This is a genomic window from Phyllobacterium trifolii (assembly GCF_014192095.1).
In the GTDB taxonomy this organism is placed as follows: Bacteria; Pseudomonadota; Alphaproteobacteria; order Rhizobiales; family Rhizobiaceae; genus Phyllobacterium; species Phyllobacterium trifolii.
Map to the genome: position 1 here is coordinate 1 of NZ_JACHXN010000048.1, position 13,627 is coordinate 13,627.

General features: G+C 50.9%; 16 protein-coding genes. 8 read left to right on the forward strand and 8 right to left on the reverse strand.

Translation table 11 applies throughout. The features are described 5' to 3' along the window. Positions 1-243: 243 nt before the first annotated feature. The 3 genes from FHS21_RS29970 to FHS21_RS29980 all read right to left on the reverse strand — a co-directional run bounded on the left by FHS21_RS29970 (position 244) and on the right by FHS21_RS29980 (position 1,909). Entirely contained in the window at positions 244-999 is a 756-nt protein-coding gene (locus tag FHS21_RS29970; protein WP_246411383.1) for a GGDEF domain-containing protein, read from the reverse strand. Between the two features lie 383 nt (positions 1,000-1,382). Further along, positions 1,383-1,553 (reverse strand): tetratricopeptide repeat protein, encoded by a 171-nt coding sequence (locus tag FHS21_RS31755; protein ID WP_183665769.1) that lies wholly within the window; start codon positions 1,551-1,553, stop codon positions 1,383-1,385. After that, positions 1,499-1,909, reverse strand: coding sequence for an SEL1-like repeat protein (locus tag FHS21_RS29980; protein ID WP_183665799.1), 411 nt, complete (start codon positions 1,907-1,909; stop codon positions 1,499-1,501). The genes FHS21_RS31755 and FHS21_RS29980 overlap by 55 nt, the downstream gene beginning before the upstream one ends. Before the next feature lie 192 nt (positions 1,910-2,101). On the opposite strand from FHS21_RS29980, the gene FHS21_RS29985 reads away from it, so the two are divergent. The 5 genes from FHS21_RS29985 (at position 2,102) to FHS21_RS30005 (ending at position 5,759) form a co-directional block, all read left to right on the forward strand. Continuing rightward, entirely contained in the window at positions 2,102-2,638 is a 537-nt protein-coding gene (locus tag FHS21_RS29985) for a hypothetical protein (protein ID WP_183665771.1), read from the forward strand. Continuing rightward, positions 2,635-2,787, forward strand: coding sequence for a hypothetical protein (locus tag FHS21_RS29990; RefSeq protein ID WP_183665773.1), 153 nt, complete (start codon positions 2,635-2,637; stop codon positions 2,785-2,787). The genes FHS21_RS29985 and FHS21_RS29990 overlap by 4 nt, the downstream gene beginning before the upstream one ends. 686 nt (positions 2,788-3,473) lie before the next feature. After that, positions 3,474-4,076 (forward strand): imm11 family protein, encoded by a 603-nt coding sequence (locus tag FHS21_RS29995; protein WP_183665775.1) that lies wholly within the window; start codon positions 3,474-3,476, stop codon positions 4,074-4,076. 192 nt (positions 4,077-4,268) lie between these two features. Continuing rightward, on the forward strand, positions 4,269-4,952 hold the full coding sequence (locus FHS21_RS30000; protein WP_183665777.1) for a hypothetical protein: 684 nt from the start codon (positions 4,269-4,271) through the stop codon (positions 4,950-4,952). A gap of 144 nt (positions 4,953-5,096) precedes the next feature. Continuing rightward, positions 5,097-5,759, forward strand: a complete 663-nt coding sequence (locus FHS21_RS30005) for a hypothetical protein (protein ID WP_183665779.1) — start codon at positions 5,097-5,099, stop codon at positions 5,757-5,759. A gap of 70 nt (positions 5,760-5,829) precedes the next feature. Here FHS21_RS30005 and FHS21_RS30010 read toward each other — a convergent pair whose 3' ends face one another. The 3 genes from FHS21_RS30010 to FHS21_RS30020 form a co-directional block, all read right to left on the reverse strand. Next, the gene (locus tag FHS21_RS30010) at positions 5,830-6,237 is read right to left on the reverse strand and encodes a hypothetical protein (protein ID WP_183665781.1); all 408 of its coding nucleotides are present in this window, start codon (positions 6,235-6,237) and stop codon (positions 5,830-5,832) included. A 1,398-nt stretch (positions 6,238-7,635) separates the two neighbouring features. Continuing rightward, complete coding sequence (locus FHS21_RS30015) at positions 7,636-8,184, reverse strand: hypothetical protein (protein ID WP_183665783.1); 549 nt, start codon at positions 8,182-8,184, stop codon at positions 7,636-7,638. After that, positions 8,162-8,323: a hypothetical protein gene (locus FHS21_RS30020; protein WP_183665785.1), complete on the reverse strand. Its 162-nt coding sequence runs from the start codon at positions 8,321-8,323 to the stop codon at positions 8,162-8,164. Before FHS21_RS30020 ends, FHS21_RS30015 begins: the two co-directional genes overlap by 23 nt. A gap of 812 nt (positions 8,324-9,135) precedes the next feature. On the opposite strand from FHS21_RS30020, the gene FHS21_RS30025 reads away from it, so the two are divergent. The 3 genes from FHS21_RS30025 to FHS21_RS30035 all read left to right on the forward strand — a co-directional run bounded on the left by FHS21_RS30025 (position 9,136) and on the right by FHS21_RS30035 (position 11,015). Next, entirely contained in the window at positions 9,136-10,161 is a 1,026-nt protein-coding gene (locus FHS21_RS30025) for a hypothetical protein (RefSeq protein ID WP_183665787.1), read from the forward strand. 168 nt (positions 10,162-10,329) lie between these two features. Further along, positions 10,330-10,752, forward strand: a complete 423-nt coding sequence (locus FHS21_RS30030; RefSeq protein WP_183665789.1) for a hypothetical protein — start codon at positions 10,330-10,332, stop codon at positions 10,750-10,752. Continuing rightward, positions 10,749-11,015 carry a hypothetical protein gene (locus FHS21_RS30035; RefSeq protein ID WP_183665792.1) on the forward strand — a complete coding sequence of 89 codons (267 nt, stop codon included), beginning with the start codon at positions 10,749-10,751 and terminating at the stop codon, positions 11,013-11,015. Before FHS21_RS30030 ends, FHS21_RS30035 begins: the two co-directional genes overlap by 4 nt. 113 nt (positions 11,016-11,128) lie before the next feature. On the opposite strand, the gene FHS21_RS30040 is transcribed toward FHS21_RS30035, so the two are convergent. After that, the gene (locus tag FHS21_RS30040) at positions 11,129-12,613 is read right to left on the reverse strand and encodes a hypothetical protein (RefSeq protein ID WP_183665794.1); all 1,485 of its coding nucleotides are present in this window, start codon (positions 12,611-12,613) and stop codon (positions 11,129-11,131) included. 149 nt (positions 12,614-12,762) lie between these two features. Beyond that, positions 12,763-13,041 carry a DUF982 domain-containing protein gene (locus tag FHS21_RS30045; protein ID WP_183665797.1) on the reverse strand — a complete coding sequence of 93 codons (279 nt, stop codon included), beginning with the start codon at positions 13,039-13,041 and terminating at the stop codon, positions 12,763-12,765. Between the last annotated feature and the right edge of the window lie 586 nt (positions 13,042-13,627).

The following is a 13,627-nucleotide window of genomic DNA, read 5'->3' on the forward strand; positions in this document are numbered from 1 at the left end:
TATCTTAGAATTGTGACTGGTCATAATGGGCACATTACCTCGCACACTTATTAAGTGGGAGATCCTGTCCGGATATTTATGGGGCCATTACACGCTGGCACGCTGACAAATCATCTTTGTCCTTCATGGCTGAGGCGCGTATTAAGTGCGAACAGCAAACTGAAAAGAAGTTTGACTATCATTACAAGCTTGGTCGAGTACCGAGGGTTGTCTTCCTAGTAGTGTTTTTGCCGACAGCAAGGGTTATGCAAGATGGTCCGTTCCAGACAGCATGCTTTCTGCTAGGACCACTCGATTTCTGCCTTGGTTTTTTGCGGAATATAAACACTGATCAGCGGCGACCAAAACCTCATCGAGGGTTTGGTGTGGCTCATGGATCGCAACACCAATGCTGACGGTAACGTTTAATCCATCAACCCTTAAGTGTCCGGCAATGCCGCGAGTGGCCGAGAGGATCCGATGGGATATCCATTTGGCCTTCCCGAGGTCTGCACCCTCTAGGAAAACCGCAAATTCTTCGCCGCCGAAGCGGGCCGCGTGGTCCCATTCCCCGAGGATTGAGCGGATCAGGATCCCGAGCTCCTGCAGAACCGCATCACCGATTGCATGACCGTATGCGTCATTAATTCTCTTAAAATGGTCTGCATCAATGTAAAGTACGCCACCCGCACCCTTTGATGGATCGCACAGCTGCATGTGCCTTTGAACTTGCAAATAGAACTCGGTACGCGTGGACAGACCCGTCAGACTATCGGTTCGTGTTTCGTGATCTAGCTGCGCAGCCACCTGCTTCATTTTGAAATTCAAACTGACGAGAAACGCACCCAAAGGCGCGCTGACTAACACCGTCGTGCAAGTGGTGCCGATAATAACCTGCTCAGGGCGGTCGAAGCCGATAGTAAAGAAAAACAATAATGCCAAAAGGTTTGCCGATATCGTTGCCAAACCTATCATAATACCAACTTGCGCACCTGGAGAATAATCGCCAAATCTCACCATCCATATGTCATATATGTGCATAGCGACGCCGATTGAGTTAAACGTTGTAACATTAACGCATGTAAAAGATAAAAATTGTTGTGGTCAATCTCGTCAATTTAAACGACGAGAAGAACTACCGTAATGCGCCCAAAGTTAGCCCCTAGACTTACGATGGAAGTAATCGGGAAAGCTGTTAAATACTGAATCATTATCTTGACAGAGCCCCAACAACTGGGTGCTACCCTCGCCACGATATCCATGAGCGGAGTGGTTTGGAGGACGAGTGGTTTCGTTGGGTGTTTGGCAAATATCCAGATTTGCAGCGCGAAACAGCAGTTTAAATTACACTTCGACGCTGTCAATTCCCGCAAAACGGTGCTCGCCAGCCGGCGGAAATTGCCTCAGCTTCGGTCACCCGATCCATCCAGATACAGTCTGGCGAGATTGCACTGTGCTAGGGGGTCACCTAACTCAGCCGCTTCATTGTACCATTTAGCGGCCAGCTCATAACTTTGCGCTACCTCTTCCCCCAATTGGTACATAACGCCAAGGTTAAACTGACTTTCCCGCATCCCCTAAGCTGCGGAGCGGCTGCTAGGCCTTGCTCGGCAGCTCGGCGATAAAATCCCACAGCAGACATATTATCTTTCTGAACCCCAAGTCCATTCGCATAAATATAGCCAACCCCTAGTTCGGCTCCAGCGACGCCCTCACCAGCGAGGGGCAGGAGCAGCGACATGGCCTCTGAATAATTTTTGGCAACTAAGGCCGCTCCCTCTCGCTCCAACTGGCTGGGAAAAACAATTCGTACAACGAATACTCCCAAAATCAGTAATAGCGCCGCGAAAGTAAGAAACATAATATTCCTGATGAGGACAGAAGACTTCGCGCGTTTCCCCTTCTCACCTTCAGCAACCGCGTTACTCATTCCCGACTCCTTTGATCTTACGAATATCAATAGAAAACCTTTCACGCTAGATCCTATTTTCTAATCGGATCGATCTACGTAGTGCACTCGTGAGGCGGTTTGATCAATTGCTCGAATTGTCGACGAATCGTTTGCCAAACATTTCCAGTTTAAGCGGTATTAAAGCCCCTAGACAGTAACGGGGCCGTTGTAATGCTGAATTATCGGGACGAAATGCGCCAATTTCAGTTGATGTTCGTCTTCGGTATGGTCAATGCCTCTGCCAGCCTCGTATATGTTAGCGGGTTATGGGAATACTGGCAGATCGGACCGATGAAGTATGGTCCGGTTACCGTAATATCGGGTTTCCTCTTCGCGATTTTTTTGATGAGCATGTCCTGGGAATACGTGCTTCGCGCGCTGCGTGGCCAGGATATCGAGTTTCGCGTTGACGAGAACGGTATGGAAGGTATGGCGCGCCGCCTGCCTTTCCTAACGGCTGTCTGGCGCAGGATAACCTGGGACCAGGTCACCACAATATATACCCGGCCGAATACCGGATTCGTTTCAATCAGATTCTCGGTAGCCAGGTCCGTCTATACGATCTCTATCAGCACTTTAGCTATTCCGGTTGATGTGACATTGGCAGCGCTCGAAGGCTTGCGGCGACACAGGCCCGATCTCAACAAGGAGCTAGCCCTCGCCTTTGAGAACGCAAAATCCTGGACGAGGGACAAAGACAGCCGATGACGGGACAGCTTGATTCCAATAAAAAGGAAACGCCTGAGATCGAAGCTAAATGGGCCGACAAGTCGCAAAAGCCGTTGGATTATTACGGCCCGGAAATGATGTTCGGCAGGATTTGGGTAGTGCTCATTATCTTCGGTATCGCAAAATGATAGCTCTTCATTGCGATCCCGTCCTATCTCGTAAATTCTGATGTCAGAATGGCTCCGCTATCCAATGCTGATCAAGGTTTGGACTATCATACGCGTGTTATGGTTTCTGATTTGCGTGGTCGTTGCGACCACCGTGGGAGCATTATACGGCTACGAAACCTATGGGTGGTTGGGTTCTGTTGGGACGAGCCTTCTTGGGCTTATCCTCGGAAGTATCTTTGGCGCTGGACCCGAAATCATTATGATGTTGATTCGATGAAAAAGCTGCGAAGCCAGTATTTGAGCGCCCTGAGAAACCCGTCTACCCTTCCGACATCAACAAAGCTCCTGCCGATTTCTTTGAACACTACTGTATGCATCAAGGGTGCATAGCATGGGGATCGTTCGGATTTGCCAAGCGCTATGGCTGAAAATGGTATCGCGGGGAGCAGAAGCAAATTGGCGACTGAGGACTAATTAGATGTCATCCACGAAGTTTATCGCATTTTGGACCCCAATGGTAATATCCATCCTCGTTTACTGGCACTACGAATTGAGAAATCCAACAAGTCTCAAGTGGCGCGATGCATCTGAACCGAAGATAGTCTACGTCTGGTTCTTGAGCGCGGTCTCGTTTTTCTTGTCATTAGCGGCAATTATCTTCGTTCCATAGAGGTTACATGCGCCTGAACTCAACGGAAACAACCATGCAAAAGCATAAAAAACTCGGGAAATTCTTTCAGTTTGGGCCAACCTTCCGTGGTGGCAACCATGGCTTGGAGCTGCAAAATCCTGAACAGATTCTATTGCCCGGGCGGCTATTGCTTGGTCCACCAATCGGTAAACGCGGTTTTCTGCCTTATCCCGAAGTTCCCCAATTTCGACCAGCAAAAAAAGAATACGATCGCCCGCCCCGCGATCTGGAGCAATACGATCATTACTGGCTGGTATCCCAACGATTGAAGGATGTACTGACTACGGTCGATCCTGATGGCGTAGCGTTTGCCGATTGCCTTGTGACTTACATCAGCGGAAAGCCGATAGAACCGAGACACTACTTATGTGATGTCATTCGGGTAATCGATGCGTTGGATGAGCCGGCTTCAACGGTAAGGTTCGATTACGAACAGGGGATAAAGCTGTACGACCTGAGCCGCACGCACAGCCTGATATTCGATGAAACAGTCGTGGGTAACGCTCACATATTCCGTCAGGCAGGTATGGGCGGCGTCATTGGCGACGCCTTCCTGAGGACCGCTTGCATCAACGCTGGCATAAAGGACCCGCATTTATTTTGGGATCTTTCTTGACGACGAGGGTGTGCCTATGTTCATTTTTCTCCTAGTTTTTCCGGTCTACTCGATACGATAAAGCCAAGTGCTCTTCGGCGCATTCCTGGCCCTAGCGACTGTAAGCATTTGGCTACCGTATATTCTTGATCGCCTTGCATTTCCCACCGGGTAGCCTACTCCAGATGCAAGATTACGAAGATGAGGGCCATAATGACAAGGATGGTCGATTCAACTGGTGCGGTAGAAATACCGGGTGAACCGACGATTTTCCACTCCATCGTGCCGCCCGTCTTGATACCGCTTCCTTTGCGTGCCCGACCGTACAAGGGGAAGAACATCTTTTTTGGCCTGCTCAGCTCGCTTATCGGATCTAATATGGTGGTTGGGGCTTTGCTTCTGGCCCTTGCTGGCTTTGATGGTTCCTTTCCCGCCCGGGATATAATGCTGTTCATCGTGTTCGGGCCGATCAGTTTTCTGGGTGGGATCGGATTCACGGGTGTCGCTTTGACATGCATCATCGATGCGATGCGAAAAACCCCGGTCCTCGTGATTGATGCCGAGGGATTCAGAGATACCCGGTCGGGCGTTCGTATAAAATGGTGGGCAATAAGACGTGCTACGCTATTGTTCACTAGAGGCGGCATAGCAGGCATCGATCTACATTTAAGAGGATCAACGGAAGCTTGGCAAAATCCATTTCGAATCGGCGTGCTCGGATTTCGATGGCGTCCTAAACCAGACCGCCTCATCCTCTGCGTTGCGTTTCTCGATGCGCGACCGCACATCCTCGCCTATACCGTCCTCGCCTTGACTCAGAGACACGGGGGCGAAGTGGTGACCAAAACCAGTTTCGTTGATCTGGGCTTAACACCAATCACCCCGAACCAATTGTGAGGCTTTCCCGGTTCGTGACCCACAATGCCAAATTCAAATTTGACGGCGGTCGCGGTGCATTTTGTCAACAGAGCCTAGTAGCGGACGGAGACGTTTTGAGATTCAATCCGTCGGCCAAACCGCCCATCGAATAGGAACGTAATCTTGAAAAAGAGAAATTTATGGATTTGTGCCTTTGCTCTTTTTGGTGCTTCTTTTCTTGTGTTTCCAGACGCAAAGGCTGACGTTAATTATGAGAGCTGTATCAGACGACTAGAGCAGTCGGTCAGTGGGAAAGATATTCTGCATGTACCATTTTGCGACAAATCTCCTGATGGAAAGACAAACGTTTCTTCGCACTGGACGCTCAATTGGTACGAAACATCCGAACTTCTATCTTCAAGGTTTAGTTCTCTTTTGAAACTGGCCAACCGTCAGTCACTGACGCTAACAGCTACCTCTAATCCGAACGTTTGGATTGTCTCCAATCCTATACTTAGAGCAACTGCTGCCGGACCATCGGTGGTTCCCGGTTACGAAAACATTACTTTCCTCGCCGTAGCAATTTCAGACGAGCTGTATTGGGTGCGATGCAATCGTGATGCTGCGAACATGTGTGTTTTCTACACGGTAATTTACGAGGTCGGCCCGCTATCCGATGGAGTTTCGTGTACCGTCGATTTCTCCCATCATTTCAAGCAACCTCCTGATTACTCTGAGTTTTACCGTATCATACAATACGCCAAAGCAATGGCCGATGCCGCGTCCCAGAATAAAACGGTTAGTTCTGAACTTAACAAAGCGTGCTCTCGGGGTAATTCTGAATGACCGAAGCCAATGGAATCAGGATCGCAAACCAGCCGGGCACAATTTGATGTGTTGAATGCCGTACCGCTCGCTATTCTTTTGGGCCGACCTCTCTGATCGGAACGTGTAGGTTTGGATTGGGATTGGGATACCAGCCTAGCTGAGAGAACATTTTGTGAAACTCTTTGACGTAGGCCCATTTTTGTTCTTGATCAAAAGGAGGGCCATCATCCGCGTAGCATTGGATATCCAAGTATGTCTCGCCCTTAGCACGCAGGTCGGCAATGAACCCAGCAACGTCTCCGTTGGAGCCCCAATGACGCTTTACGGGTCCGCCAGCTCTTATCCATTCCACCTGGATCAGCAGGTTGTAGGCCGTCCACATCATATGATCATCTTGTAGCGCGGCGACCAATTCTGGGCAGCTTGTGAGATCTGCTTTAAGTTCACCGCTGCCTTCTGAAACGTCAATCTGTCCATCTACACTGTCTCTAGTCACGATATAACCTTCGTTGTCATGCGAACCTATCGCTCAGGTCGGACCAGGACAAGACAGCCGCGCCTGACGCTTACTTCGGATTTGTCTCGTTGCTCTCGACCTGAACGGCCACAAGCAGAGCCGAATCGTGGAACTTTTGCGGTGGAATTATTGGTGGAGTGATGCATACCAAATACCGCAGTCAATCCGAAGTGGATGTTGCTGGTCCCGCAGCACACGTGTTATCGCCTCTGAATGAGAAAATGCGACCGAACATTCATTAACTTCGGGAAGAAGAATGCCAGTCGAGATTGACCGCCCAGTCGCTGCAGATGAAGTTGTATTGTTAGAGCGAGCCACCCCACCAAGATATCGCGAGTGGCTCATTGCCCTCATGGGTGGCATTGAGGCTCTGCCCACCGAATTTCGGGACCGCATGCCGGCCCCGGAGGATGAACTGAAGACTCTGCTCGCGCGGATGCTGCCAGGAGATGAACTTTGGCTTGCGAGATCGCGGCGCTTTGAGCCAACAGCCCTCATAGGGAATAGGGGCATTGCAGTCGTACGAAATGGCGATGCCGTCTGGTATCGGATAGGTATGCACCACTAACTCATGCCCCAGCACAACTGTGGGTGCCTTTTCCATAATAGAGGTTTACGCGTGAACCTCGAAAATGGCCGCATCTGGTGCATAGTTGCCGTCGTCAACATTGCATAGAACACGTTGGTCAAGGTGCTAGTGGGCCACCGCTTACGGCTAATCTCGCGGTCCATTAGCTTCATTTCAACGAGTTCATGCGGTGTTCCGCGGGCCTATTTGCAACGGCAGTCCAGATCCTAAGGTCATTTTTCGACAGAACAGCCGCGCATCATTTCAAGGTTGAGTGACGCTGGGGAGATTGTACACTTTTCTTGCCCCAAATCTGCTCGCTGGGGTAGATCGCCACGAAATAGAAAACGTACGCGGATGCAGCACCTACGATCCCCAAAAGAATGTTTAGCGTAGGCGACAATCCAAAAAGCAGGAGTGAGCCCACCACGCCCGTGACTGCGCCCAATATCGCATAAGGTCCAGGAGGATTGTGGGGCTGCCGTGCACCGACTATCGTAATTAGAATTGCAGGCAATATCGCAATGACTGCGATAATCCTTGATATGAAAAACAGTTCCCGGATCGCCGATGGGGATGATCAAGTATCGTCTGCGTGATACCTGGCCCATCAAAATACAGAGAAAATCCGAAGCCTCCGACAAGCGAAGCCAAAACGAATCCGGTCATAAATAATGTGACCCGGCATATTAGTCGAAGAACGCGTTTCATCGGTTCTCTCATCGAATGACGTGACCGCTATGCTAGAGATGATTGATTGCTAATCCCTGTGACAAAACCACCAGACCGGAAATCCGGCATAGCGCGACCTAGTCTGAGGATTGAACCGCTAGTAAAATCTTCTCTTCGGGAAACATCACGAACAAGAGTTCATCATGATCTCGAAAACTGAAATAGGCACCTGACGCCTCGATAACTGCTCGATTAAAGGTTCTGGCCAAAACTGGTTCTTTCTCGACACAGGCACTTAATTGCCCAAGCGTCTTATCTGCCTGCTCTAGGTTTGGTGGCACGCCTTTGATAATTGGGGCTGCGTACCAATATCCAGCCTTGTTTTCCCCTAGATCGACCCGGTGAGGTCGCTCCTCGGGTTTGCCCTCAAGGACTCGCGTCCCCACCTTATCAAACGCTCCTACAATCCCATTCTGTACAACTGTGGCTGCAAATTTATCGTCCATTTTGTGTACATTCAAAATGCACCAGCCAGAGATGTATTGGGTGTCAACTTGCCCTTCAGTGGGAATGTTATCGGGTATAGGGATTGGCGGCAGATAGGCATTGTCACAGCCAAGCAGGCCACCGATAATTGTGCTGGCTAGCAGGAGTTTGACTACTCTAAATGCACTTCCAACCATCATCGCCTCTTATTTTCGGCAGCTTTAACAACGAAACATTTAACGCCCGTACGGCGGTCGCCGTGGTGATGATCGAAACTGCCCACACGATCTTGACCAGCGAGATCACGCCGCGGTTAGCTGTTTGTTTTTCTTCCGCCACAGTAAATCTTCAGCTGTCAGTCCTTGTCCATTGCAGCAGCATAGCTGGTGCCAGCTAAGAAGCTGTTCATCGGTTTGTTAAAATCCTAAGCAGCTCGACCAGCAACGCATGGTTCATAGCGCGTTTACACGTCTCTGCTAACCCTTTTAACTCTTCTTCAGCGCAATGAGGACATCCGATGATAATACGCAATATCAAGCATAACAAAGAATATAAGGTATTCGGAGTCGCCGTCTATAGCAACGTAACATGGGATTTGCCCAAACGGATTGTTTTCTACGTTGCGGATGACAAAACGATGAATGCAGGTGAACTAACCGTTTATCAATCCCAATTGCCGCGCAAGTGCAGAATTGCTCGCTCCTCCTTCTGCTTGGTGCTGTCGTGACATGGCTTGCATAGGGTCTGGAATGGCCCGGACCAGAATGCTTCCTCGTTACCGTGATGCTGCTTGACGTGGTCGCAAACTAGCTGCGATGTAAGGGCTCTATCCGATAACGAACTGATTGTTTTGCCACAACCTGAAGAGAGCCCGCTGCTTTGATCGCGCCGTCAAATCCTACCGATAAAGATATTCTTTTGCGGAACGTATACACAAGCCCAACGGAATTTGATCGGGTTTGCCTAAAGGAATCCGATATTGGAAATATCAAACAGCTCATTGCCGAAAAGCATCCAAGGTATTTCGCTTTACGAAACGATTTTCTTAGACGATTTCGGCAAGGCGAGATAAATGAGGATGAGAATCGAAGTAATGTTCCAGCGTACCTGCAACAACTGCGGGACCTGATCGAAGAATATGACGAACGGAAGTGTCGCATTTTCTTTTGGGAAATCGTTTGTCAGTTGGATACTGCCGTAGAGCCAAACGCGCCGAAGGAACTCGGATGAAGGTCGCTATCCGCCGATTGGTTATCGCCATGTTCTTCGTAGCTGCTGGCATCATCATTGGATCATTTATCGTCTCGCGGAATCCTGCGCTGGCCTTTGATCTTGAGGCCGCATTTCCTGTCGCGGGGAATCCCTTTGAGGAATGCGTCACTCCAACCGCTGATGAAATGGCGCTGTTCTCAATCGCTGTGCAGACGCTGGAGGCGGTCAAAGACAGACTCAGCGCGCTGGGAATCGGTGCAGAGAAGTTCCTCGGAGATGGCCTTTACCGGGATGGAATACGCGTCTGCGATCCGGGTGGCGTATATGACCGGGTTGCACACCTTTCCGTGGAACATCTGAGCTTCAAATATCGCCTTGTTGAGTATCAACTGAAATTGGCAGCCCGATTTGGCGAGCCAGATCCCTACATTGTCGAAGCTGTTGCCAAATCTGCCTTTAGCGGCTCCCGGCAACCGTCCGAAAACTTTGCCAATCGAGATATACGGCCCATGGCGCGTTCTGTGTTGGCTGGATTTCGTGAAAAAGCGGCCAAATATGCTGCGACGGCTTATGACCAGATGTCAGCGAACGATTCTCTGGGAACTGGCGCAGCACAGGTCGCTGCCGCTGCTGGCCATCCACTGGCGCTGAATCGGATTGAACGATTGATGACCGACAATTTGTCTGCTTTGCCAGAGGGTGGTGTTGTCCCTTGGGACACCAAAAACCGTCTCTACGAGTTAGCCTATGCGTTCACGCTGGTTGGCGAACGCGGCAAGGTGCACCTTGCTCCGCTCAGACAACTAATGACCATGAAGGTGCAAAGTCGAGCGCCACCATTTGACATGATCGAACTTCAGCCCAAGCGAATGTGCGATCTGTTAGCCCATATCGTCGGGATCAATAGTGCGGATGTTCAAGCATATCCGTACTGCGCCGATGATACGGTCCCCTATGATAGTTAAACGGGGTTGTAGGTAGCTCCGGTCCCGGAATAGGTCGCTTGGACTTGAAAGGCACCTCGAGCCCCATGATCGCCCGAGACGCACAGAGGCTAGACAAAGCCGATACTCTTGCTTTGTGCCAGCGAACATCATTGATTGTCGATAGTGCAGGGGTTTACCGGGGGTGGCATGTTCGAAAAGAAGCCGTTGCGATGGTTCGCGACGCCAGGGCTTAACACTGGTCCTTACCCGGGCTTTAGCCGCCTTTGGTGGAAGGCTGCAATTTTCTGGACGATCGTCTTGGCCCTTGGCTTTGCTGCAAGCAAGTACTGGGAAGCGACCCAACGCAAGCGCGTTGAAACTGATCCACACAGCACAGCTACGATTGTCAGCGTTTGGACCGAGAAGCACGGTCGTTCCGGCTTTGAAATCAAGATGGGGAAGATAACTTTCGTCCGTCAACACGAGGGCAAATCCGTCAGTTGCAGTATTACCATTTACCTTGAGAATCTGCCCGCCAAGTTTCAAGAGGTCGGCCAATCGATTGACATCGTCCCACGCGCCGAGAGCTGCTACAGACCCATTGTTCCACTTCTGCTCGGCACATCATGACGAGACTCACTGAGCGTGCAATTCGAGTATTTTTGACAACAAAAAGATATTTACTCGAACTCGCCGCCTTCGCCTTAAAGGATAACCCTGCCTTTACCGATCGCATTGGATTTTTTGCTTGCATATTGATTTGCTCCTTATCGATCGTCGGGGCCTTGGCGTATGCCGGACAGAACGATCTGGCCTGGGAGGTTTTCGGTTGGTTTTTGCCGGGGATTATCTTATTCGGGGCCATTGCCATCTGGACTAAATTCAAGAGTTAAGAGGCCTCACAGGTGGAACGTTGATGCGGAATTGGCAGCAAAAACGCCTCATACCCTAGCTCATGCACTATCGAAGGCCCTGCCCGGTATTGGCTTCCCAGTCAGTCCGAATGTCATTGCCCGCGAAGCGAACTCAGCAAAAAATCTTTGACGCTGTCGGAAACCTTTTCGGACATCACACTATTGGAGCCGCGATACCACCCCGTTTGTGTCAGGACGGGCAAAAGCGACGGTCTTGGATTGAACGTCTTGTATGCCACGGCGATCAGGTCATCGCGTCCAGGAGCGATGATACGGAGCTCATAGGGTCCTCCGTCCGTGGCATATTGCTGTCTGGGCTTGTCAAAACTGCTCGAACGGCCGCGCTTCAAGAGCAGATAGGTATCGGGCACTCTGTCTACGACGGTGGGAGGGTAGAAGGACCGACGTCCTGACCTTTCCAATTGTCTGAATTCTTCAGGATAATCCTCTTTCCATATAACACGCTGAATCTGAGGGACCGCCCATGCCGGGCGGACGCTCGCTTGGGAATCCACCACCAGCACTGGAGGTACGAATTCCGGCGCGATCGTTGCGATAGCCTTAATCTCCGCAGCTTCGCGAACCTTGGCCTGCGAAACGTCCCACTGGGAATAGCCCCAATGAATAAAGGGAGAGACGGCAAGTGCGACAAGTGCGAAGGAACCTAGTGTTCGTGCCTTGGTGCTTCTGACAATCGTCCAGATCAACGCTAGGTAAAGCAGGAAGGTCGGTACCAGCATCGTTGTGAAGTTGACGGGCAACGAAATGAGCAACAATGGTCCAACGTCCACCATTAACGCATATACGACGATCGTAACAATGATAGCGGACCATATGATCTTTTTGTTCGGCATTTCGATGCGGGCGGGTCGGGGCGTTGGCTGCCGCGCCTCTGGCGGGGCTGGCTGATGCCGCTCGCTCCAGGCGATCCACAGCACGAGGGCCATGAATGCGAGCTTCACGTACAGGACGGCCATACCAAAAATCCGGGGCATCATCATCCAGATCGGACGCATATATGGATCAAGACCGTGATTCTGGGAGAGGGCGGAGAGCACGTTGAAGAATGTGACGTACAATCCCAGTGCGAACGCAATTTTTCCAGCGTTTCCAAAAGGGAAGGTGTCCCCGGAGGTTGGTTCGCGAGAAGGCAACAGGCAAAGGATAAATATGCAGGCCAGAGCCTGAACAGCAAATCTTGGCCAACTTGTGCCAATTCCCAGCGAAAAAGCCAACGACCATGGTGCACCAATCACCGTGAGGTTGTTCAAATCCGCCGCCAGCAATAGCGGTATGGCCAGACCGAGCCATGCTGGCAGACCCGCATCCCGTGAACGGCGCAACGATATGCCCAAAAATGAGAATGCGAAGAGATAAGCGACAGGGGGTTTGAGGGCCATTGCCCCGACGAGACCAACTGCGCCACAGGTTCCGTCAACGCTGCGGCAGTCGGTCAGGAATTTCAGGCCATAAAGAGCAAAAGGGAATGCGAGGACGCTTGCTGCAAAAAGCCCTATTCTCAACCCGGCTGCATACGCGAAGCGCCTCTGGTTAAGATAACCTGTAAATGTAAACATCAATCCCGCCCCCACATCAGCCGATTGTCTTCAATACGAGGTGGTCACCGCGAGCTGAGTTAAGGACGCTCCTAAAACTTTAAGAGATTGGCAAAAAATACTGCGCCAGCAGTCAGCGTGCGAATTATGTCTGCGTGTGGACACCTGCGTTAGGCACGCCGCCGTGGCTTGTTCTTTTGCCACCGAAAGGACTTCGCCGTTGGTGGTCCGCGCTCGGGCTCATCGACGTAGTTGCCCGCTTCCTTGGCAGCTTGGATGAACGCGAATCGTGCCGATCCGGGTGATAGGTTTCCTTCAAGGCACGACAGGAGAGCGTGCTTCGCAGCAGATAGCACTTCGCCTTCCTCAATTGGCCAATCCGTTAGAATTTGCTCGGCAGCCTGAAGGGCTGATGTAACGACATGCATCCTGCCAGGATGGCTGGTCATGATACGCACATCTTTGAAGGGCTTTTCTTCCATCTGCGCGAAACGGAGTCTTAGGGATTCGGTTCCTCGGGATGAATAGCCAATATTTACTAGTTCGTGTTGACCGATTGGCTTCCCAAATCGGCTTCCACGCCGAAGATTTACTCGGGCCGCTATCTTAAACTCATGACTATTTGGCCGGAAATGAAGTAGACGGTTAGCAGCATCCCTATGCCTGCAACCGCGCCGCGTGTGATCCCCCTTTTGAACCAAACCTGACTATGTAGAACATGAAAGTAGCTAGAATTGTCAAAACGACCACGCCGGCGAATAGCACCGAGGTCGACGTTGGTGGGATTCCGTAGGTATTTGGGTAGTCCCACGGCTAGCCCGAGCAGTGCTCCCAGAATCGCCATTCCGCGAACAGTCCAAATTTGTCCGCTCATATTCCCCCCTTTGTTATCTTCCTATCAAGCAGCGCCAGCATCGCGTTTATGTTCGCCGCAATACCATTGACCTGCTCCCCTGGAATGTCCTCGATTTGAGGTTAGTCTGTTCTCCACACCAGGAGACAGAAAATGAAGCGATCCCGTTTCAGCGACGAGCA

Bases quoted from the DNA above. Each gene is read 5' to 3' on its own strand.
- FHS21_RS30030 (WP_183665789.1), top strand. From the start codon at position 10,330: ATGTTCGAAAAGAAGCCGTTGCGATGGTTCGCGACGCCAGGGCTTAAC.
- FHS21_RS29980 (WP_183665799.1), bottom strand. From the start codon at position 1,909: ATGAGTAACGCGGTTGCTGAAGGTGAGAAGGGGAAACGCGCGAAGTCT.
- FHS21_RS29970 (WP_246411383.1), bottom strand. From the start codon at position 999: ATGGTGAGATTTGGCGATTATTCTCCAGGTGCGCAAGTTGGTATTATG.
- FHS21_RS30040 (WP_183665794.1), bottom strand. From the start codon at position 12,613: ATGTTTACATTTACAGGTTATCTTAACCAGAGGCGCTTCGCGTATGCA.
- FHS21_RS30035 (WP_183665792.1), top strand. From the start codon at position 10,749: ATGACGAGACTCACTGAGCGTGCAATTCGAGTATTTTTGACAACAAAA.
- FHS21_RS29995 (WP_183665775.1), top strand. From the start codon at position 3,474: ATGCAAAAGCATAAAAAACTCGGGAAATTCTTTCAGTTTGGGCCAACC.
- FHS21_RS31755 (WP_183665769.1), bottom strand. From the start codon at position 1,553: ATGCGGGAAAGTCAGTTTAACCTTGGCGTTATGTACCAATTGGGGGAA.
- FHS21_RS30000 (WP_183665777.1), top strand. From the start codon at position 4,269: ATGACAAGGATGGTCGATTCAACTGGTGCGGTAGAAATACCGGGTGAA.
- FHS21_RS30045 (WP_183665797.1), bottom strand. From the start codon at position 13,041: ATGACCAGCCATCCTGGCAGGATGCATGTCGTTACATCAGCCCTTCAG.
- FHS21_RS29985 (WP_183665771.1), top strand. From the start codon at position 2,102: ATGCTGAATTATCGGGACGAAATGCGCCAATTTCAGTTGATGTTCGTC.
- FHS21_RS30015 (WP_183665783.1), bottom strand. From the start codon at position 8,184: ATGATGGTTGGAAGTGCATTTAGAGTAGTCAAACTCCTGCTAGCCAGC.
- FHS21_RS29990 (WP_183665773.1), top strand. From the start codon at position 2,635: ATGACGGGACAGCTTGATTCCAATAAAAAGGAAACGCCTGAGATCGAA.